This is a genomic window from Nocardioides iriomotensis, from assembly GCF_004168035.1.
GTDB classification, from domain to species: Bacteria; Actinomycetota; Actinomycetes; order Propionibacteriales; family Nocardioidaceae; genus Nocardioides_B; species Nocardioides_B iriomotensis.
Window position 1 is genome coordinate 21,888 of the sequence record NZ_SDPU01000023.1, and the last position, 19,563, is coordinate 41,450.

Genomic DNA, 19,563 nt, shown 5'->3' on the forward strand with positions numbered 1-19,563 from the left:
GGTTCGGGGAAAGAAGGAACGACGTGGCAGGATCGGACGCATGGCGATGACGGCACAGGTCAAGGCAGAGCTGGCCAGCACCCAAGTCACCAAGTCGTGCTGTCGCAAGTCCGAGGTCTCGTCGATGCTCCGCTTCGCCGGCGGGCTGCACATCGTCAGCGGCCGCATCGTCGTCGAGGCCGAGCTCGACACCGGCGCCGCCGCCCGGCGCCTCCGCAAGGACATCGCCGAGATCTACGGCCACTCCTCGGACGTCGTCATGGTGTCCGGCAACGGCATCCGCAAGGGCAGCCGCTACGTCGTCCGCGTCGTCAAGGACGGTGAGGCGCTCGCGCGCCAGACCGGTCTCCTCGACACCCGCGGCCGTCCGGTCCGCGGCCTCCCGCCGCAGGTCGTGTCCGGCGCCGGCTGTGACGCCGTCGCCGCGTGGCGAGGTGCCTTCCTCGCCCACGGCTCGCTGACGGAGCCCGGCCGCTCGTCGGCCCTCGAGGTCACCTGCCCGGGGCCCGAGGCCGCCCTCGCGCTCGTCGGCGCGGCCCGCCGGCTCGGGATCTCCGCCAAGGCCCGCGAGGTCCGCGGCGTCGACCGCGTGGTCATCCGCGACGGCGACGCCATCGGTGCGCTGCTCACCCGCCTCGGCGCCCACGAGTCGCTGATGGCCTGGGAGGAGCGCCGGATGCGCCGCGAGGTGCGTGCGACCGCCAACCGGCTCGCCAACTTCGACGACGCCAACCTCCGCCGCTCCGCCCGCGCGGCCGTCGCTGCCGGCGCCCGCGTCGAGCGCGCGCTCGAGATCCTCGGCGACGACGTGCCCGACCACCTCAAGCTCGCCGGCGACCTCCGCCTCGAGCACAAGCAGGCGTCCCTCGAGGAGCTCGGCCAGCTGCACGAGCCGGCCCTCACCAAGGACGCCATCGCCGGCCGGATCCGTCGGCTCCTCGCGATGGCCGACAAGAAGGCGCAGGAGACCGGTGTCCCCGACACGGAGTCGAGCCTGACCCCGGAGATGCTCGCCGAGCAGCAGTAGCCGCAGGCTCCCCACGGCCCCCGTTTCGTTACCCGCACGTACCTCGGACCGAGGGTGCGGGCACCCCGCGCGCTGGGGGTAGGGTCGGCCGTGACGTGACGCAGCCCCGAACTAGCCAACAGGAGTCCTCGTGACCGTTCGCGTGGGTATCAACGGATTCGGCCGGATCGGCCGCAACTTCTTCCGGGCCGTCCAGGCCTCCGGAGCCGACATCGAGATCGTCGCCGCCAACGACCTTGGCGACCTCAAGACGATGGCCCACCTGCTGAAGTACGACTCGATCCTCGGTCGCTTCCCGACCGACGTCTCGGTCGTCGACGGCGGCATCCGGTACGGCGACAAGACCCTCCAGATCCTCGCCGAGCGCGAGCCGGGCAACCTGCCCTGGAAGGACCTGAACGTCGACGTGGTCGTCGAGTCCACCGGGTTCTTCACCGACGCGACCAAGGCGAAGGCGCACGTCGACGGCGGCGCCAAGAAGGTCATCATCTCCGCGCCGGCCTCCAACGAGGACATCACGATCGTGATGGGCGTGAACCACCAGGACTACGACGCCGAGAAGCACACGATCATCTCCAACGCGTCGTGCACCACCAACTGCCTCGCGCCGATGGCGAAGGCCCTTCACGACGAGTTCGGCATCGTCAAGGGCCTCATGACGACCATCCACGCCTACACGCAGGACCAGAACCTCCAGGACGCGCCGCACAAGGACCTGCGCCGGGCCCGGGCCGCCGCGCTGAACATCGTGCCGACGTCGACCGGCGCCGCGAAGGCGATCGGGCTGGTCATGCCCGAGCTCAAGGGCAAGCTCGACGGCTACGCCCTCCGCGTCCCGATCCCGACCGGCTCCGCCACCGACCTCTCCTTCGAGGCCGGCCGCGAGACCACCGTCGACGAGGTCAACGCCGCGGTGAAGGCCGCCGCCGAGGGCCCGCTCAAGGGCTTCCTCAAGTACACCGAGGACCCGATCGTGTCCGCCGACATCGTCACCGACCCGTCGTCCTGCATCTTCGACGCCGGCCTGACCAAGGTGATCGGCAACCAGGTCAAGGTCGTCGGCTGGTACGACAACGAGTGGGGCTACTCCAACCGCCTCGCCGACCTGATCACCCACGTCGGCGCCGGCCTCTGAGGGACGCCCGCTCCATGAAGCAGATCGACGACCTCGGCGACCTGCGCGGCAAGCGCGTCCTCGTCCGGTCCGACCTGAACGTCCCGCTCGACGGCTCCACGATCACCGACGACGGACGGATCCGGGCCTCCGTGCCGACGATCCAGAAGCTCGTCGACGCCGGAGCCCGGGTCGTGGTGACCGCGCACCTCGGCCGGCCGAAGGGCGAGCCCGACGACAAGTACACCCTCGCCCCGGTCGCGAAGCGCCTCGGCGAGCTCCTCGGCCAGGACGTCGCGTTCGCGACCGACACGGTGGGGGAGTCCGCCTCCACCACCGTGGCGGGCCTCGCCGACGGCCAGGTCGCGCTGCTCGAGAACGTCCGGTTCAACGCCGGCGAGACGAGCAAGGACGACGCGGAGCGCGGGGCGTTCGCCGACCGACTCGCCGGGCTGGCCGACGTGTTCGTCAGCGACGGCTTCGGTGTCGTGCACCGCAAGCAGGCGTCGGTGTACGACGTCGCGGAGCGGCTGCCCTCCGCGATGGGCGGTCTGGTCGCGGCCGAGATCGACGTGCTGCGTCGGCTCACCGAGGAGCCCGAGCGGCCCTACGCCGTCGTGCTCGGCGGTTCCAAGGTGTCCGACAAGCTCGGCGTCATCGACAACCTGCTCGGCAAGGCCGACCGGCTGCTGATCGGCGGCGGCATGGTGTTCACCTTCCTCAAGGCCCAGGGTCACGAGGTCGGCACCAGCCTGCTCGAGGCCGACCAGCTCGACACCTGCCGCGACTACATCCGGCGCGCCGAGGAGGCCGGCGTCGACCTGGTCCTGCCGACCGACATCGTCGTCGCGCCGGAGTTCAGGGCCGACTCGCCGCCCACCGTCGTACCCGCCGACGCCATGCCGGCCGACCAGATGGGCCTCGACATCGGCCCCGAGTCCGGCAAGGCCTTCGCCGCGGCGCTCGCCGACGCCAAGACCGTCTTCTGGAACGGCCCGATGGGCGTCTTCGAGTTCGACGCGTTCTCGGGCGGCACCCGCGCGGTGGCGCAGGCGCTGGTCGACGGCGACGGCCTGACCGTCGTCGGCGGTGGCGACTCCGCGGCCGCGGTCCGCCAGCTCGGCTTCGACGAGGGCGCCTTCGGCCACATCTCGACCGGCGGCGGCGCCAGCCTGGAGTACCTCGAGGGCAAGCCGCTCCCGGGCATCGACGTCCTGTCCTGACGCACCTCTCGGGTGGTCGAGCCTGTCGAGACCACACCGTCGACACGAAGGAATCTCATGGCCAAGCACGCGCGCATCCCGCTCATGGCGGGCAACTGGAAGAGCAACCTCAACCACCAGGAGGCGGTCGTCCTGGTGCAGAAGCTCGCCTGGACGCTGTCGGACAAGAAGCACGACTACGGCAAGGTCGAGGTCGTCGTGGTGCCGCCGTTCACCGACCTGCGCAGCGTGCAGACGCTGGTCGACGGCGACCGGCTGGAGATCAAGTACGGCGCGCAGGACGTCTCCACCCACGACGGTGGCGCCTACACCGGTGAGATCTCCGCCGCGATGCTGGCGAAGCTCGGCTGCTCCTACGTCGTCGTCGGTCACTCCGAGCGCCGCGAGTACCACGCCGAGGCCGACGAGGTCGTCAACGAGAAGGCGAAGAAGGCCATCGCCGGCGAGATGACCCCGATCGTCTGCGTGGGCGAGGGTCTCGACGTCCGCAAGGAGGGCCGCCACGTCGAGCACACGCTCGCGCAGGTCGACGGCTCGCTGGCCGGGATCGGCGCCGAGCAGGTCGGTGACCTGGTCATCGCCTACGAGCCGGTCTGGGCGATCGGCACCGGCGAGGTGGCCACGCCCGACGACGCGCAGGAGGTGTGCGCCGCGATCCGCGGCCGCATCGAGGAGGTGCACGGCGAGGAGGTCGCCGCCAAGGTGCGCATCCTGTACGGCGGGTCGGTGAAGGCCGCCAACGTCGCCGGGATCATGGAGAAGGCCGACGTCGACGGCTGCCTGGTCGGCGGCGCGTCGCTGCAGGCCGACGAGTTCGGCGGGATCTGCCGGTTCTACGACATGCCGGTCATCTGACCGCCCGTCCCACCGTCGTACGACTCCCCGCACCCGTGAGTTAGGCTTTCCCACCGTGGTCATCACCTTCACCGTTCTGCTGATCCTCTCCAGCCTGCTGCTGATCCTGCTCGTGCTGCTGCACAAGGGCCGGGGCGGCGGGCTCTCCGACATGTTCGGTGGAGGCGTCTCGAGCGGCCTCGGCGGCTCCTCGGTGGCGGAGCGCAACCTCGACCGGATCACGGTCGGGACGGCGCTGATCTGGACCGCCTGCATCATCGCCCTCGGCCTCCTGCTGAAGGCCGGCAGCTAGCAGCACCCCGCAACACCAGTCGAGCCCCCCGAACCGACAGGAGTCAGTAGCGTGGCAGGTGGTGGCAACGCCATTCGCGGCAGCCGGGTAGGCGCCGGCCCGATGGGCGAGGCGGAGCGTGGGGAGGCCGCGCCGCGTCAGCGGGTGGTCTACTTCTGCGCCCACGAGCACGAGTCCGTGATCACCTTCGCCGTGGAGGCGGCCGTGCCCGACTCGTGGGACTGCCCGCGCTGCGGCCTGCCGGCGAGCCTCGACGCGGAGAACCCGCCCCCGCCGCCGAAGATCGAGCCCTACAAGACGCACCTGGCGTACGTGAAGGAGCGGCGCTCCGACAAGGAGGCGCAGGCGATCCTCGACGAGGCGATCCAGCTCCTGCGCGACCGCCGCAAGAAGGGCGAGATCGTCTTCTGACGCTCCGCGTCATCCCGCGAGTCGGCGCATCTTGCCCCTCCGGGGCCGTCGAGTCGGCGCATCTTGCCCTGCACGTGCGGGGCAACTAGCGCCGACTCGAGGCGTCTCCAGGGGCAACTAGCGCCGACTCGACGGGTCAGCGGGCCGAGGCGGAGTCGTCGTCGAGCCACCAGACGGTGCGCTCGACGCCGGTGACCCCGGCTGCCGGGATGTCGTGCGGGTCGGCGCCGCCCAGCGCGCGGGCGACCGCGTCGGCCTTGCCGTCGCCTGAGGCGACGAACCAGACCTGCCGGTTGCGGTTCAGTGCGGGGAAGGTGAACGTGATGCGCTCGGGCGGCGGCTTGGGGGAGTCGGTGACAGGGAGGGCGATCGCGTCGACGTCGAGCTGCGGGTAGCCCGGGAACAGCGACGCGACGTGCCCGTCGGGGCCGACGCCCAGCATCACCAGGTCGAAGCCGCCGCGGCCGTGGCTGCGGACGTCGGCGGAGAACGCGTCGGCGGCGGCCGCCACGTCGGTGTGCCCGGCGTCCGACGCCGGCATCTCGTGGACCAGGGCCGGGTCGAGGTCGACGTGGTCGAGCAGCGCGGCGCGGGCCTGCGCGGCGTTGCGGTCGGGGCTGTCGGCCGGGACGTAGCGCTCGTCGCCCCACCACAGCTCGACCTGGCGCCAGTCGACGTTGCGGGACACGGTCTGCCGGGCGACCTCGCGGTGGATCGCGTCGGCGATGGTGCCGCCGGTCAGGCAGATGCCGGGGATCTCGCCGGCCGCCTGCGCGTGCTCCACCAGGTCGAGCAGGGCGCCGGCGACGGTGCGGGCGAGGTCGGCGGCGTCGGGCCGGACGACCACCTCGGGCTGCTGCGCGGCGGCCGTCACTTCGCGTCCTCCTTCACCATCCGCTTCACGGTGCGGGCATAGACCTCGTCGGGGTCGAGCCGGCGCAGCTCCTCGGAGAGCAGCTCGTCGAGCTCCCGCCGCTTCAGCGCCACCGGCCGGTCGGGCTCGCCGGGGGCGGACAGCGTGGCGAGCTTGCCGTCGGGGCGCGCGATCACGATGTCGCCCTGCTTGGTGGTCAGCACGACGCGGGTGATTCCGGGGCCCTCGGAGCCTCGGCGCGCGACCTTCACCTTGAGCCGGTCGCTGAGCCAGGCGGACAGCAGGTCGGCGCTCGGGCTGATCCGCTCGGCACTGACCGACGCGGCGGTGACCTTCGACTGCGCCTGCTCGAGCGCGGCGGCGAGCAGGGCGCGCCAGCCGGTGAGCCGGGTCCAGGCGAGGTCGGTGTTGCCCGGCGCGTAGGCGCGGCACTGGGTGAGCATCGCCTTGGCCTTCCCTGTCCGTACGGCGGCCGCGTCGGTGATCCGGCGTCGGGCCAGCCGGCCGAGCGGGTCGGCCGCGGGATCGGCAGGGGCCCGCGAGGGCCACCAGACGACGACGGGTGAGTCGGGGAGGAGCAGCGGCAGCACGACCGACTCGGGGTGCTTGGTGACCGCGCCGCTGAGCGTGATGAGGGCCGTCTCGCCGGTCCAGCCGGAGCCGATGCCGACCTTCGCGTCGACCCGGGCGGCGCCGCGGCCGTCGCCGAGGATCATGCCGAGGACCCGGGCGGGGTGCTCGCGCGAGGCGGAGCGGGCGATGTCCATCGCCGTCTCGGCGTCCTCCTCCTCGACGACGAACACGAGGGTCATGACCATGCCCATCGCCGGGCTGCCCGCACGGCGGCGGGCCCGCACGAACTCGGCCGCGATCGCGCTGCTGGTGGTGTCGTTGAGCTCGATCATCGTTTACGGCCTCCTCCAGACCCGCCCGTCGCGGGCGAGCATCTTGTCGGCCGAGGCGGGGCCCCAGGTGCCGGCTTCGTAGGTGTCGGGCTTCCCGTGCTCCGCCCAGTAGTCGACGATCGGGTCGAGGATCTTCCAGGACTGCTCGACCTCCTCGTGCCGCGGGAACAGCGGTGGCTCACCGAGGAGCACGTCGAGGATGAGGCGTTCGTAGGCCTCCGGGCTGGACTCGGTGAACGACCCGCCGTACGCGAAGTCCATGTTGACGTCGCGGATCTCCATCGCGGTGCCGGGCACCTTCGAGCCGAACCGCATCGTCACGCCCTCGTCGGGCTGCACCCGGATGACCAGGGCGTTCTGGGTGAGCTCCTCGGTCGCGGTGGCGCTGAACGGCAGGTGCGGCGCCCGCTTGAACACCACTGCCACCTCGGTGACGCGGCGGCCCAGCCGCTTGCCGTGGCGCAGGTAGAACGGCACGCCGGCCCACCGCCGGGTCTCCACGCCCAGGGTGATCGCGGCGTAGGTCTCGGTGTGCGAGGACCCCGGGATGTCCTCCTCCTCGAGGTAGCCGGGCACCTTGACGCCGCCGGACCAGCCCTCGGTGTACTGCCCCCGGGCCGTGGCGAGGTCGAGGCGGCGGGGGAGCACCACGGACTCGAGCACCTTCTGCTTCTCGATCCGCAGGCTCTTGGCGTCGAACGACGTCGGCTCCTCCATCGCGGTGAGCGCCAGGAGCTGGAGGAGGTGGTTCTGGATCACGTCGCGGGCGGCGCCGATGCCGTCGTAGTAGCCCGCCCGGCCGCCGATGCCGATGTCCTCGGCCATCGTGATCTGGACGTGGTCGACGTAGTTGGCGTTCCAGACGGGCTCGAACATCGCGTTGGCGAACCGCATCGCCAGGATGTTCTGCACCGTCTCCTTGCCGAGGTAGTGGTCGATCCGGAACACCGAGTCGGGCGGGAACACCTCGGACACGATCGCGTTGAGCTCGCGGGCCGTCTCCAGGTTGGAACCGAACGGCTTCTCGACCACGACGCGTCGCCACGCCCCCGGCTTCGGATCGGTGAGCCCGTGCTCCTTGAGCTGGCCGATCACGTCGGAGAAGAACCGCGGCGGGATGGACAGGTAGAACGCGTGGTTGCCGCGTGTGCCGCGCACCCGGTCGAGGTCGAGGATCGTCTGCCTCAGCTGGTCGAACGCGACGTCGTCGCTGAAGTCGCCCTGCACGAACCGGATGCCCTCCGCCAGCTGCTTCCAGACCTCCTCCCGGAACTCCGTGCGGGCGTGCTCCTTGACCGAGTCGTGCACGACCTGGGCGAAGTCCTGGTCGGCCCAGTCGCGGCGGGCGTACCCGACGAGCGAGAAGCCGGGCGGCAGCAGGCCGCGGCTGGCGAGGTCGTAGACGGCCGGCATCAGCTTCTTGCGGGACAGGTCGCCGGTGACCCCGAAGATCACCAGGCCGCAGGGGCCGGCGATCCGGGGCAGGCGGCGGTCCTGCGGGTCGCGGAGCGGGTTGACGAAGACGCTGGTGGCGTCATCGCTCATGAAAGCGCCTCCTGGAGGGCGTCGAGCCCCGCCGGTACGTCGGTCAGGTGCACCCGCAGCACGGGCCGGTCGTGCTCGGCGAGCACGCGGGCGTCGCCGGCGGCCTGGGCCGCGATCAGCTGGCCGAAGGTGTAGTCGCGGCCCGGCACGGCGAGGTCCTCGGCGTGTGCGCCGGTGACCTGGAGGTACACGCCGACGGCCGGGCCGCCCTTGTGCAGCTGCCCGGTCGAGTGCAGGAAGCGCGGCCCCCAGCCGAACGTCGCGGGCCGGCCGGTGCGGGCGGCGACCGTGCGGCGGACACGCGCGAGGTCGGCGTGCCGGAGCCGGTCGAGGTAGGCCATCACCGCGACGTACCCCTGCTGCGGGTCCAGCTGGGCGAGGAGCGCGTCGACGGCCTCCTTCAGGGTGGTGGCGCTGCCGGCCCAGTCGCCGCCGAGCGCGCGGACCTCGACCGGACCGTCGACGAACAACGGCGGGGTCTGGTCGGGCTCCCCCTCGAGCATGGAGCGCGCGGCCTTCTTGGCGCTCTCGACGTCGGGCTGGTCGAACGGGTTGATGCCGAGGATCCGGCCGGCGACGGCCGTGGCGGCCTCCCACAGCAGCATCTGCGCCCCGAGCGAGCCGGTGACGGACACCTCGGAGCCGGAGGAGCTGCCCGTGCCGTCGCCGTCGTCGTCGGGGTCGGCGACCAGGCGGGCGACCGTGACGTCGCCGGGCTGGGCGGCGACCTCCGGGTCGGTCTCGTCGGCGACGACGACCGGGAGGATGCCGGTGCCGTCCTTGCCGGTGCTCTCGGCGACGAGCTGCTCGGCCCAGTCGCCGAAGCCGACCAGGCCGGAGCCCTCGTCGACGACCACGAGCTTGTCGCGCAGCGGGGAGGTGCCGGCCATGGCGGCGCCGAGCCGGAGCGCCGGGTTGGCCTCGTCGTCGTCGGCGAGCAGGTCGGCGACGGCGTCGGCCTCGTCGAGCAGGGCCTCGATGTCGGCGCCGGCGAGCCCGGAGGGCACCAGCCCGAACGCGGTCATGGCCGAGAAGCGGCCGCCGACCTCGGGGTCGGCGTTGACGACGCGGTAGCCGTCGGCTCGGGACTGCGCGTCGAGCGGCGAGCCGGGGTCGGTCACGATGACGATCCGCCGGGTCGGGTCGAGTCCGGCTCGGTTGAACGCGTCGACGAAGGCGCGGCGCTGGGAGTCGGTCTCGACGGTCGAGCCGGACTTGCTGGAGACCACCACGACCGTGCGGTCCAGGCGGTCCTCGAGCGCCGAGGACACCTGGCCGGGGTCGCTGGAGTCGAGCACGGTGAGCTCGACGCCCGCGGTCGCGCAGATGACCTCCGGGGCGAGCGACGACCCGCCCATCCCGCACAGCGCGACGTGGTCGACGCCCTCGCCGGCGAGCTCCTCGCGCAGCGCGGCGATCTCACCGAGCAACGGTCGTGAGGTGCGGTGCAGCCCGGTCCAGCCGAGGCGCTTGCCGGACTCGTCCTCGGCGGCCTCGCCCCAGAGCGTGGCGTCCTTCTGGAACAGCCGGCTGGCGAACTTGTCGGCCACCAGGGCCGGCACGTGGGCCGAGATCGCGTCGGCGGCGGCCCCGTGGGCGGCGAGCTCCAGCGGGGCCTCGGGCCCGCTGCTCACTTCGCGGAGCCCATCTGGCCGCGGACGGTCTCGACCAGCTCGTCCCAGGACTTCACGAACTTGTCGACGCCCTCCTGCTCGAGGGTGGCGATCACGTCGTCGTAGTCGATGCCGGCGTCCTTCAGTGCCGCCATCACCTGGCGTGCGTCGTCATAGCGCGTGGTGACCTGGTCACCGTCGACCTCGCCGTGCTCGGCAAACGCCTGCAGCGTCTTCTCCGGCATCGTGTTGACCGTGTTGGCGACCACGAGGTCGGTCACGTAGAGGGTGTCGGGGTAGTCGGGGTTCTTGACGCCGGTCGACGCCCAGAGCGGACGCTGCGTGTTGGCGCCGTCGGCCTTGAGTGCGGCGAACCGCTCGCCGCCGAACTTCTCGACGTACGCCTCGAACGCCAGCCGGGCGTTGGCCACCGCGGCCTTGCCCTTGAGCGCCGGGTCGGCGTTGCCGTCGTCGAGCCGCTTGTCGATCTCGGTGTCGACGCGGGAGACGAAGAACGACGCGACCGAGTGGATGTGGGAGAGGTCGCGCCCGGCCTCCTTGGCCTGCTCGAGGCCGGCGAGGTAGGCGTCCATCACCGCGTCGTAGCGGTCGAGCCCGAAGATCAGCGTCACGTTGACGCTGATGCCCTCGCCCAGCACCGACGTGATCGCGGGGCCGCCCTCGGTCGTGGCCGGGATCTTGATGAACAGGTTGGGTCGGTCGACCGCCGCCCAGAGCTTCTTCGCCGCGGCGATCGTGGCCTCGGTGTCGAAGGCGAGGCCGGGGGCCACCTCGATCGAGACCCGGCCGTCGACGCCGCCGGTTGCCTCGAAGGTCGGCTTCAGGACGTCGCAGGCGTTGCGGACGTCGGTCGTCGTGAGCTCGAAGATCGCGTCGTCGACCGATGCGCCCGCGTCGACGAGCTGCTTGACCTGGTCGTCGTAGCGCTCGCCGTCGGAGAGGGCGCCGGCGAAGATCGTCGGGTTCGTGGTCACGCCGACCACCGAGCTCTCCTTGACGAGGTCGGCGAGGTTGCCGGTCTCGATGCGCTCGCGGGACAGGTCGTCCAGCCAGATCGACACACCCGCGTCGGCGAGTGCGGTGAGACGTTCAGACATCGGATCCTCCCGTGGGTCGGTATTCAGTTCGTGGTGCCTGGGGCGTGCTGAGCGTGCGGGGTCAGGCGTCGCTCGCCTGGGCCGCGCGGATGCTGTCCTCGGCCGCGAGCGCGACCGCCTCGGCGGTGATGCCGAACTCGCGGTAGATCGTGGCGTAGTCGGCCGAGGCGCCGAAGTGGTCGAGCGAGACGATCCGGCCGTGCGGGCCGACGACCTCGCGCCAGCCCAGCGCGATGCCGGCCTCGACACTGACCCGGGCCTTGACGATCGGCGGGATCACCGAGTCGCGGTAGGCCTGGTCCTGGGCGTCGAACCACTCGCGGCACGGCATCGACACGACCCGGGCGCGCACGCCCTTCGCGCCCAGTGCCTCGCGGGCCTGGACGGCGAGCTGGACCTCGGACCCGGTGCCGATGAGCACGACGTCGGGGACGCCGCCGTCGGCGTCGACGAGGACGTAACCGCCCTTGGCGACGCCCTCGGTCGTCGCCCAGCCGTCGCGGCCGCGGGGGAACGTCGGGACGTTCTGCCGGGTGAGCGCGAGGCCGGCCGGGCGGTCGGTGTGCTCGAGCACGGTGCGCCAGGCGGCGACGGTCTCGTTGGCGTCGGCGGGGCGGACCACGTCGAGCCCCGGGATCGCCCGGAGCGCGGCGAGGTGCTCGACCGGCTGGTGCGTCGGGCCGTCCTCGCCGAGGCCGATCGAGTCGTGGGTCCAGACGTAGGTGACCGGCAGCTGCATCAGCGCGGCCAGCCGGACGGCCGGACGCATGTAGTCGGAGAAGACGAGGAAGGTGCCGCCGTACACGCGGGTGCCGCCGTGCAGGGCGATGCCGTTCATCACCGAGCCCATCGCGTGCTCGCGGATGCCGAAGTGCAGGACGCGGCCGTAGAGGCCGCCCTGGAAGTCCTTGGTGGAGCGCTCCTCGGGGATGAACGACGGCTCGCCCTTGGGCGTGGTGTTGTTGGACTCGGCCAGGTCGGCCGAGCCACCCCACAGCTCGGGCAGCACCGGGGCGAGCGCGCTGAGCACCTCCCCGGAGGCCTTGCGGGTGGCGACGCCCTTGTCGTCGGCGTCGAACGTCGGCAGCGCGGCGTCCCACCCGGCGGGCAGGGCCCGGCTGCGGAGCCGGTCGAGCAGCTCGGCGCGCTGGCGGTAGCGCGTGGCCCAGGCGTCGAAGCCCTCCTGCCAGGCGGCCTGGGCGGCCTGGCCGCGCTCGACGAGCGCGCGGGTGTGCGCGAGCACCTCGTCGGTGACCTCGAAGGTCAGGTTCGGGTCGAACCCGAGCACCTTCTTGGTCGCGGCGACCTCCGCCTCGCCCAGCGCCGAGCCGTGCGCCTTGCCGGTGCCCTGCGCGTTGGGGGCGGGCCAGGCGATGATCGTGCGCAGGTTGATGAAGCTGGGCCGGTCGGTGACCCGCTTGGCCTTCTCGATCGCCTCCCAGAGGGTCTGGAGGTCCTCCTCGTAGCGGGTGCCGTCGTTGGTCCAGTCGACGTTCTGCACGTGCCAGCCGTAGGCGCGGTAGCGGGCCGACACGTCCTCGGAGAAGGCGATGTCGGTGTCGCCTTCGATCGAGATCCTGTTGTCGTCGTAGATCAGGACCAGGTTGCCGAGCTGCTGGTGGCCGGCGAGCGAGGAGGCCTCGGAGGAGACGCCCTCCTCCAGGTCGCCGTCGCTGCACAGGGCGAAGACGAAGTGGTCGAACGGGCTCTCACCGGCCGGTGCCTCGGCGTCGAACAGGCCGCGCTCGCGGCGGGCCGCCATCGCCATGCCGACCGCGTTGGCGACGCCCTGGCCCAGCGGGCCGGTGGTGGTCTCGACGCCGGCGGTGTGGCCGTGCTCGGGGTGGCCAGGGGTCTTGCTGCCCCAGGTGCGCAGCGACTTGAGGTCGTCGATCTCCAGTCCGAAGCCGCCGAGGAAGAGCTGGGTGTAGAGCGTGATGCTGCTGTGGCCGCAGGACAGCACGAACCGGTCGCGGCCGACCCAGTCGGGGTCGGCGGGGTTGTGGCGCATCACCTTCTGGAAGAGCGTGTACGCCACCGGCGCGAGCGACATCGCCGTACCGGGGTGTCCGTTGCCGACCTTCTGGACGGCGTCCATCGCCAGCACCCGGGCCGTGTCGACGGCTCGCTGGTCGAGATCGGTCCACTCGAGCTTGCTCACGGGGCTGGGGTCCTTCCGACGGGTCCTGACGACTGCTGCGGTGCCGGGTCGGGCACCGGGTTGAGCCTACTCAGCAGCGGTGATGGATGGCACAGGGTGTCCGTGCCCGCCCGGTACCCGGGAAACGGGGCGGACACACTAGACTCGGCGACGCTCGTCAGCCGTTCCCTCCCATTTCCGAGGTGTGTGTGACCGCCGTCGATCCCGACGTCTCGGTGGCCCGTCATGGGCGCGCCGTGGCGGACGCGACGACCTCTGCCGCCGGCCTCACGCGGGTCAAGGACGTGCTCGCGGCGTACGTCGGGCTGACGAAGCCGCGCATCATCGAGCTCCTGCTGCTGACCACGGTGCCGGTGATGTTCCTCGCCGAGCGCGGTGTGCCGCCGCTCGGCCTGGTCGTCGCCACGGTCGTGGGCGGCACCCTGTCGGCCGGCAGCGCCAACGCGCTGAACTGCGTGTACGACGCCGACATCGACGAGCGGATGCGCCGCACCCGCCGGCGGGCGCTCCCTCGGCACGTCGTGTCGACCCGGGCCGCCCTGGTCTTCGGCCTGGCGCTCGGCGTCGTCTCGACGCTGTGGCTGGGCCTCCTCGTCAACTGGCTCTCGGCCTGGCTGGCGCTGGCCGCCAACGTGTTCTACGTCGTCGGCTACACGATGATCCTCAAGCGCCGCACCACCCAGAACATCGTCTGGGGCGGGGCCGCCGGCTGCTTCCCGGCGCTGATCGGCTGGACCGCCGTCACCGGCGAGCTCGCCTGGGCGCCGGTGGTGCTCTTCCTCGTCGTGTTCTTCTGGACGCCGCCGCACTTCTGGGCGCTGGCGATCCGCTACCGCGAGGACTACGCCGCCGCCGACGTGCCGATGCTGCCGGTGGTCGCCGGTGCGCGGGTGGTGGCCCGGCAGATCGTCGCCTACTCCTACGTGATGGTCGCGACCTCGCTCGCGCTGTGGCCGGTCGCGCCGACCGGCTGGTTCTACCCCGCGGTCGCGACCGTGCTGGGCGCCGCGTTCCTCGTCGAGGCGCACCTGCTGCTCGGCCGCGCCCGGCGCAGCGACGACGTCGTCGACCTCAGGCCGATGCGGCTGTTCCACTGGTCGAACATGTACCTCTCGCTGCTCTTCGTCGGCGTCGCGCTCGACCCGCTGCTGACTCGGTGACGCCGTTCGACCTGACCCTCGTCCACGACGAGGGCCTCGACCCGTCCCTGCGCGCCCTCGAGCGGCACGCCGTCCGCGCCGTCGTCGTGCGTGACGGCGCGCTCCTGCTGATGCGCACCGCCGACGGCGCGCTGAAGCTCCCCGGCGGCGGCGTCGACGACGGCGAGTCCGACGAGACCGCCCTGCGCCGTGAGGTCGACGAGGAGACCGGCCTCGCGGTCACCGCCGTCGACGGGTGCGCCGGCGTCGTCACCGAGCACTCCGCTTCCCGTCCCGACGACGCACAGCCGGCGTTCGTGCAGGTCTCGCGCTACTACCGCTGCCGCGTCGGCCCCGGGTCGGGACGCACCGCCCTGTCCGCCGGTGAGCGGGAGCTGGGCCTCGGCGCCGTCTGGCTGCCGCTGCCTGAGGCCGTCGCCGCCAACCGCGCCCGGGCCGACGGCCCGCACCGCTTCGTCCGCCGCGAGCTCGCCGTGCTGGAGCTGCTCAGCCAGCTGTAACGCGGGGTTATCGACGCTTCACAAGGCGCATGCGCCTGGGGAAGCGTCCGTATGCCTAGGGAAGTGCCCCCGGGTACGGCGGTCGGCGCGGCGAGCCGCGAGGGGCAAGTCGCGCCGACTCGGCACGTCCGGGAGGGCAAGACGCGCCGACTCGGCACGTCTCGGAGGGCAAGACGCGCCGACTCGACGGAGCGTCGGCCCTAGCCGGACCCCGCTCCCGGGGAGCCGAGCAGCGCCCGGGTCATCGCGTTCCGGGTGTGCAGCAGCTCGTCCAGCGCCTCGTCCAGGTGGTCAGCCGAGACCCGGAGCCCGTCCCCGTCCGGCTGGTCGGCCGCCGCGATGAGGGCCGCCCGGCGCAGCAGCTCCTTGAGGAACGACGCGGTCACTCCCTCGAGCCGGTCCAGCACGGTGTCGAGCCGCGAGTCGTCGACGTCGAGATCGCCCCGGTAGAGCGCGAACAGCCGGCGCCGCGCGTCGGTGTCCGGCAGGTCGATCGCCACCGCCTGGTCGACCCGGCCCGGACGCTGCGCCAGCGCCGGCTCCAGCACGTCGGCGCGGTTGGTGGTGAGCAGGAACACCACGTCGGCGTCGTCGGCCAGTCCGTCCATCTCGTTGAGCAGCTGGAACAGCAGCGGTGATGGCCGGGGTGCCGGCCGCGGTCCTCGGCGATCAGGTCGACGTCCTCCACGACGATCATCGCCGGCTGGAGCGCCCGCGCGACCGAGCAGGCCACACCGATCATGCCCAGGCTCTCGCCGGACAGGATCACGATGGTGGTGTCGTCGAGCGCGCTGGTCAGGTAGCGCACCGTGTGGGTCTTGCCGACGCCCGGCGGGCCGAACAGCAGCAGGCCGCGCTTGAGGTGCTGGCCGGCGGCCCGCAGCCGGTCGCGCTGCTCGCGCACCCCCACCACCTGCCGGGTGACGGCGGCGAGCGCGTCGGGCGGCAGGACCAGGTCGTCGGCGGTCATCGCGGGACGCTCGTGGAACGTCAGCGCGCCCCGGGGCTCGCCGAACATGTGCTGCGCGAACGACACGACCTGGCCGCGGTAGACGTTGTGCTCCAGCGCCAGCCGCCGCACGTCGGCGGCGACCCGGGTGACGGTCTCCTCGTCGGCGGCCGCCACCTCCAGGGTGGTCGCGCTCTGCCCCATCTCGGGGTCGCCGAGCCGGAACAGCAGCACGACGGGGGTGCCGCCGTCGTCGACGAGGTACGCCGCGCAGACCACGCACGCGCGCACCTGGCCACCGGGCCCGCACGGAAGGTTGACCCGCGCGACGTTGCCCGGCGCGGGGCCGAAGTGCTCGACCGGCAGGCTGCGCACCAGCTCGGAGAAGCCGATCTCGTGGTGCCGGCTGTTGGTGACGCCGACGACCCGGTGCGTGCGACCGGCCTCAGCCAGCCAGGCGTCGAGCCCGGCCTGGACGTTGACGTGGTCGTAGGCCGCCCACGACTCCTTCACCAGCGTCGCGCTTTCGCCGTCGACGCCGAGGTGCTCGGCGAACAGCCGCCGGAACGTCTCTCGGTCGTCGGCGCGCGCCGTCGCGACCACCCGCCGCTGCGCACGGCGCGCGAGCTTGGCGACGTCGGAGAACCGCAGCCGTTCGTCCTCGGCCTCGCCGCCGCCACCGGTGGCTGGCTCGTCGTACCCGATGCTCAGCCTGCTCTCGTACGCCGCCACGGCGCCTCCCCGTCCCCTCCCCGGACTGCCCGGGTGCGCCGACGGTACGCCACGGCGCGGTCAGTGCAGCAGCTTCAGGCCCACGACACAGCCGACGATCCCGAGCACCAGCAGCACCTTCAGCGCCGAGCCCGCCTCGTCGCCCGTGGCCATCGACCACGTGACCGTGAGGGCGGCACCGATGCCGACCCACACGGCGTACGACGTGCCCGTCGGCAGCGTGCGCATGGCGTACGCGAGGCCGGCCATGGAGGCCGCGCAGGCGACCAGGAAGGTGAGGCTGGGTCCGAGCCTGGTGAAGCCCTCGGAGCGGCCGAGCGCGACCGCCCAGACCGACTCGAGGACACCGGAGAGGACCAGCACGAGCCACGACATCGGATGTCTCCTTGGCGCCGTCTTGTCGCAAGCCGGGTACGGCACCGCTCGTCCGGGAGCCCGTCGGGGCTCTGCCCCCAGGCTCTCACACCGGCCACGCGGTCGGCCTAGGCTCGTCCCCGTGGTGAGCCGCCCGAGCAAGGACGACCTCGAGGCGGCGCGCGACCGGGTGCTGCCGGACCTGCTCGGCCCCGGCCTGCGGATCGTCTTCTGCGGCATCAACCCCGGCCTCTGGTCCGCGGCGACCGGCCACCACTTCGCCCGGCCGGGCAACCGGTTCTGGCCGGCCCTGCACGACGCCGGGCTCACCCCGCGGCGGCTGGACCCCGCGGAGCAGGCCGAGCTGCTCCCGCTCGGCCTCGGACTCACCAACGTCGTGCCGCGGGCGAGCGCGCGCGCCGACGAGCTGACCAGGCAGGAGTATGTCGACGGCGGCGCCGCCCTCCGGGCCAAGGTCGAGCGGCACGCGCCCGCCTGGCTCGCGGTGCTCGGCGTGACGGCGTATCGCGCTGCCTTCGGCGACCGGACCGCCCAGGTGGGGGAGCAGGCCGTCACCTGGGGACCGACCCGGCTCTGGGTGCTGCCCAACCCGTCGGGGCTCAACGCCCACTGGTCGGCCACAGCTCTCGCGGGCGAGTTCCACCGCCTCGGCGAGGCCGCCGGCGTCGTCCGACCGGATCGGGCAGGAGGCGTCGGGTCCGCGACCGCTCCCGGCTCCTAGCGTCGGAAGCGTCAGGTCCAACGACGGGAGGATGACGGGGTGCTGGACCGGTTCAACGAGGCGATGGCGTACGTCGAGGCCCACCTGGAGGTGGCCCGCGACGGCGACGTCGACCCCCGCGAGCTGGCCCGGGTCGCGGCGACGTCGGAGTACCACTTCCGGCGGATGTTCTCGGCGCTCGCCGGGATGCCGCTGTCGGAGTACGTGCGCCGCCGGCGGATGACGCTCGCCGGCCCCGCGGTCGTCGGCGGCGACGAGACGTTGCTCGACATCGCGGTGCGCTACGGCTACGAGTCCGGCGAGGGCTTCGCGCGGGCGTTCCGGGCGGTGCACGGCGTCGGGCCGGGGGAGGCCCGCCGCGAGGGAGCGGCGCTCGTCTCGCAGCCACCCATCTCCTTCCGTCTCGTCGTGGAGGGAAGCAGCAGCATGCGGTACCGCATCGTGGAGAAGCCGGCGTTCGGGCTCGTGGGGTTCAGGGCACGCGTGCCCCTGGTCCACGAAGGGCCCAACGCCGCGATCATGGAGTTCGTCCGGGGTCTCGACCCCGCCGCCCGCGCCCGCGTCGAGGCGCTCGCCGACCAGGAGCCGGCCGGCCTGGTGAGCGTCAGCGACGGCATCGCGGACGACCGGGCCGAGGGCTCGGAGCTCGACTACTGGCAGGCCGTCGTCACCGGCGCGGAGGCTCCCGACGGGGTGCCCGGCGTCGAACGGCTGGAGGTGCCGGCCGGGACCTGGGTGGTGTTCGAGGGGGAGGGGCCGGTGCCGGAGGCGTTCCAGCACCTGTGGCGCGACGCGTACGTCGAGTGGTTCCCGTCCCATCCCTACCGGACCCGGCCCGGGCCGGAGCTGCTGAGCACCCGGCTGGACCCGGACGGCACCCGGGGCACGGCGGCGCTGTGGCTGCCGGTCGAGCCCACGGACGGGCCGCCCGAGACGTCCGGAAAGTAGTCAAGAAATCAACTTGACTCCTTTTGCAACCTTTCCCGGAGACGACGCGTCTAGGAAAAGTAGACGGGCCGTCATCGGAGCCACGGGGGTGCCGATGAAGGCCCGTCTTGTCATGCCCGGCTCCGTCACGCCCGGAGCGCGGGTTCCGCCGCGGGCTCGGCGACGGCACGCCGCTCGCGCAGGTTGACCAGCACCCAGGCCAGCCCGGCCGACGTCAGCGCGGCCCCCAGCAGGTGGAACGCGACCAGCACGATCGGGAGGTCGGTGAAGTACTGCACGAACCCGACCAGGCCCTGGGCCAGCTCCACGGCCAGCAGCAGGACCGCGGCCCGCTGTGCGCGCTGCGGGGCCGAGACGGCCCGGAGCGCGAACACCAGCGCTACGGTCAGGCCGAGCAGCAGGAACACCGCGTCGGTGTGCAGCTGGCTCACGCTGCGCGGGTCGAGCCCGTTGCGCGGGGACGACAGGTCGCCGGCGTGCGGGCCGCTGCCGGTCACCACGGTGCCGAGGTACAGCACCGCCCAGCCGACGACGAAGGTGAGCCGGGCCAGGTGCGTGATCGCCGGCGGCACCGTGGGTACGGCGGGGCCGTCCCCCTCGTCGACGCGGCGCAGGAGCGTCACGGCCACGGCGATCATCGCCAGCGACACCAGCAGGTGGAACGCGACGATCCACGGGTTGAGGTCGGTCAGCACGGTGATCCCGCCGATCACGGCCTGGGCAGGGACGCCGAGGCCGAGCACGACCGACAGCTTCACGAGCGACGAGCGCCCCGAGCGCAGCGCGACGAGGAACGTCGCGACGGCGATCGCGGCCAGCAGGAAGGTGACCATCCGGTTGCCGAACTCGATCGCGCCGTGGATCCCGAGCGCGCCGTGCGGCACGAACGACTCGTCGGTGCAGCGCGGCCAGGTCGGGCAGCCGAGACCGGAGCCGGTCAGCCGGACGACGCCGCCGGTGAGCACGATCGCGATGTTGCCGAGGACGCTCGCGATCGCGGCCGGGCGCAGCCACCGGTTCGCGGCAGGGCTGGAGGTCAC

19 protein-coding genes, 2 pseudogenes and 1 riboswitch are annotated in these 19,563 nt (G+C 72.5%); of the genes and pseudogenes, 10 read left to right on the forward strand and 11 right to left on the reverse strand.

Going from position 1 to position 19,563, the window contains the following annotated elements:
- Window positions 1-40 precede the first annotated feature (40 nt).
- The 6 genes from whiA to ETU37_RS12565 all read left to right on the forward strand — a co-directional run bounded on the left by whiA (window position 41) and on the right by ETU37_RS12565 (window position 4,922).
- Entirely contained in the window at window positions 41-1,027 is a 987-nt protein-coding gene (whiA, locus tag ETU37_RS12540) for a DNA-binding protein WhiA (RefSeq protein ID WP_129987681.1), read from the forward strand.
- A gap of 130 nt (window positions 1,028-1,157) precedes the next feature.
- Window positions 1,158-2,162 carry a type I glyceraldehyde-3-phosphate dehydrogenase gene (gap, locus tag ETU37_RS12545; protein ID WP_129987682.1) on the forward strand — a complete coding sequence of 335 codons (1,005 nt, stop codon included), beginning with the start codon at window positions 1,158-1,160 and terminating at the stop codon, window positions 2,160-2,162.
- Window positions 2,163-2,176: 14 nt separating this feature from the next.
- Window positions 2,177-3,364: a phosphoglycerate kinase gene (locus ETU37_RS12550; protein WP_129987683.1), complete on the forward strand. Its 1,188-nt coding sequence runs from the start codon at window positions 2,177-2,179 to the stop codon at window positions 3,362-3,364.
- A gap of 57 nt (window positions 3,365-3,421) precedes the next feature.
- A complete protein-coding gene (tpiA, locus tag ETU37_RS12555) occupies window positions 3,422-4,219 on the forward strand; it encodes a triose-phosphate isomerase (protein WP_129987684.1) in 798 nt (265 codons plus the stop codon).
- A gap of 55 nt (window positions 4,220-4,274) precedes the next feature.
- Window positions 4,275-4,511: a preprotein translocase subunit SecG gene (secG, locus tag ETU37_RS12560; RefSeq protein ID WP_129987685.1), complete on the forward strand. Its 237-nt coding sequence runs from the start codon at window positions 4,275-4,277 to the stop codon at window positions 4,509-4,511.
- Window positions 4,512-4,562: 51 nt separating this feature from the next.
- Entirely contained in the window at window positions 4,563-4,922 is a 360-nt protein-coding gene (locus tag ETU37_RS12565; protein WP_129987686.1) for an RNA polymerase-binding protein RbpA, read from the forward strand.
- A gap of 136 nt (window positions 4,923-5,058) precedes the next feature.
- Here the strand turns inward: ETU37_RS12565 and pgl are convergent, their stop codons facing one another.
- The 6 genes from pgl to tkt form a co-directional block, all read right to left on the reverse strand.
- A complete protein-coding gene (pgl, locus tag ETU37_RS12570) occupies window positions 5,059-5,796 on the reverse strand; it encodes a 6-phosphogluconolactonase (protein ID WP_129987687.1) in 738 nt (245 codons plus the stop codon).
- Window positions 5,793-6,701, reverse strand: coding sequence for a glucose-6-phosphate dehydrogenase assembly protein OpcA (locus ETU37_RS12575; protein WP_129987688.1), 909 nt, complete (start codon window positions 6,699-6,701; stop codon window positions 5,793-5,795). The genes pgl and ETU37_RS12575 overlap by 4 nt, the downstream gene beginning before the upstream one ends.
- Before the next feature lie 3 nt (window positions 6,702-6,704).
- Entirely contained in the window at window positions 6,705-8,246 is a 1,542-nt protein-coding gene (zwf, locus tag ETU37_RS12580) for a glucose-6-phosphate dehydrogenase (protein WP_129987689.1), read from the reverse strand.
- A complete protein-coding gene (locus ETU37_RS12585; protein WP_240755700.1) occupies window positions 8,243-9,880 on the reverse strand; it encodes a glucose-6-phosphate isomerase in 1,638 nt (545 codons plus the stop codon). The genes zwf and ETU37_RS12585 overlap by 4 nt, the downstream gene beginning before the upstream one ends.
- Window positions 9,877-10,977: a transaldolase gene (gene tal, locus ETU37_RS12590; protein ID WP_129987690.1), complete on the reverse strand. Its 1,101-nt coding sequence runs from the start codon at window positions 10,975-10,977 to the stop codon at window positions 9,877-9,879. The genes ETU37_RS12585 and tal overlap by 4 nt, the downstream gene beginning before the upstream one ends.
- A gap of 61 nt (window positions 10,978-11,038) precedes the next feature.
- On the reverse strand, window positions 11,039-13,138 hold the full coding sequence (tkt, locus tag ETU37_RS12595; protein WP_129987691.1) for a transketolase: 2,100 nt from the start codon (window positions 13,136-13,138) through the stop codon (window positions 11,039-11,041).
- Window positions 13,139-13,374: 236 nt separating this feature from the next.
- On the opposite strand from tkt, the gene ETU37_RS12600 reads away from it, so the two are divergent.
- Together ETU37_RS12600 and ETU37_RS12605 are read left to right on the forward strand one after the other, a co-directional pair.
- A complete protein-coding gene (locus ETU37_RS12600) occupies window positions 13,375-14,298 on the forward strand; it encodes a heme o synthase (protein WP_240755701.1) in 924 nt (307 codons plus the stop codon).
- On the forward strand, window positions 14,295-14,798 hold the full coding sequence (locus ETU37_RS12605; RefSeq protein ID WP_129987693.1) for an NUDIX domain-containing protein: 504 nt from the start codon (window positions 14,295-14,297) through the stop codon (window positions 14,796-14,798). Before ETU37_RS12600 ends, ETU37_RS12605 begins: the two co-directional genes overlap by 4 nt.
- 200 nt (window positions 14,799-14,998) lie before the next feature.
- Here ETU37_RS12605 and ETU37_RS23485 read toward each other — a convergent pair whose 3' ends face one another.
- The 4 genes and pseudogenes from ETU37_RS23485 to ETU37_RS12620 all read right to left on the reverse strand — a co-directional run bounded on the left by ETU37_RS23485 (window position 14,999) and on the right by ETU37_RS12620 (window position 16,854).
- Window positions 14,999-15,205: a hypothetical protein gene (locus tag ETU37_RS23485; RefSeq protein WP_206053940.1), complete on the reverse strand. Its 207-nt coding sequence runs from the start codon at window positions 15,203-15,205 to the stop codon at window positions 14,999-15,001.
- Window positions 15,206-15,346: 141 nt separating this feature from the next.
- A pseudogene (locus ETU37_RS23960) lies at window positions 15,347-15,406 on the reverse strand (hypothetical protein); the annotation flags it as partial.
- Between the two features lie 59 nt (window positions 15,407-15,465).
- Window positions 15,466-15,951: pseudogene (locus ETU37_RS23965) on the reverse strand (AAA family ATPase); the annotation flags it as partial.
- 588 nt (window positions 15,952-16,539) lie between these two features.
- Window positions 16,540-16,854, reverse strand: a complete 315-nt coding sequence (locus ETU37_RS12620; RefSeq protein ID WP_129987696.1) for a DMT family transporter — start codon at window positions 16,852-16,854, stop codon at window positions 16,540-16,542.
- Window positions 16,855-16,865: 11 nt separating this feature from the next.
- Window positions 16,866-16,929: riboswitch (guanidine-III (ykkC-III) riboswitch) on the reverse strand.
- Between the two features lie 46 nt (window positions 16,930-16,975).
- On the opposite strand from ETU37_RS12620, the gene mug reads away from it, so the two are divergent.
- On the forward strand, window positions 16,976-17,575 hold the full coding sequence (gene mug, locus ETU37_RS12625; protein ID WP_206053912.1) for a G/U mismatch-specific DNA glycosylase: 600 nt from the start codon (window positions 16,976-16,978) through the stop codon (window positions 17,573-17,575).
- A gap of 39 nt (window positions 17,576-17,614) precedes the next feature.
- Window positions 17,615-18,523, forward strand: coding sequence for an AraC family transcriptional regulator (locus ETU37_RS12630; RefSeq protein WP_129987698.1), 909 nt, complete (start codon window positions 17,615-17,617; stop codon window positions 18,521-18,523).
- 125 nt (window positions 18,524-18,648) lie between these two features.
- On the opposite strand, the gene ETU37_RS12635 is transcribed toward ETU37_RS12630, so the two are convergent.
- Entirely contained in the window at window positions 18,649-19,563 is a 915-nt protein-coding gene (locus ETU37_RS12635; protein WP_240755702.1) for a COX15/CtaA family protein, read from the reverse strand.

Coding starts and splice junctions, on each gene's coding strand:
- whiA (WP_129987681.1), top strand. CDS start 41: ATGGCGATGACGGCACAGGTCAAGGCAGAGCTGGCCAGCACCCAAGTC.
- ETU37_RS12550 (WP_129987683.1), top strand. CDS start 2,177: ATGAAGCAGATCGACGACCTCGGCGACCTGCGCGGCAAGCGCGTCCTC.
- tpiA (WP_129987684.1), top strand. CDS start 3,422: ATGGCCAAGCACGCGCGCATCCCGCTCATGGCGGGCAACTGGAAGAGC.
- ETU37_RS12575 (WP_129987688.1), bottom strand. CDS start 6,701: ATGATCGAGCTCAACGACACCACCAGCAGCGCGATCGCGGCCGAGTTC.
- zwf (WP_129987689.1), bottom strand. CDS start 8,246: ATGAGCGATGACGCCACCAGCGTCTTCGTCAACCCGCTCCGCGACCCG.
- tal (WP_129987690.1), bottom strand. CDS start 10,977: ATGTCTGAACGTCTCACCGCACTCGCCGACGCGGGTGTGTCGATCTGG.
- ETU37_RS12620 (WP_129987696.1), bottom strand. CDS start 16,854: ATGTCGTGGCTCGTGCTGGTCCTCTCCGGTGTCCTCGAGTCGGTCTGG.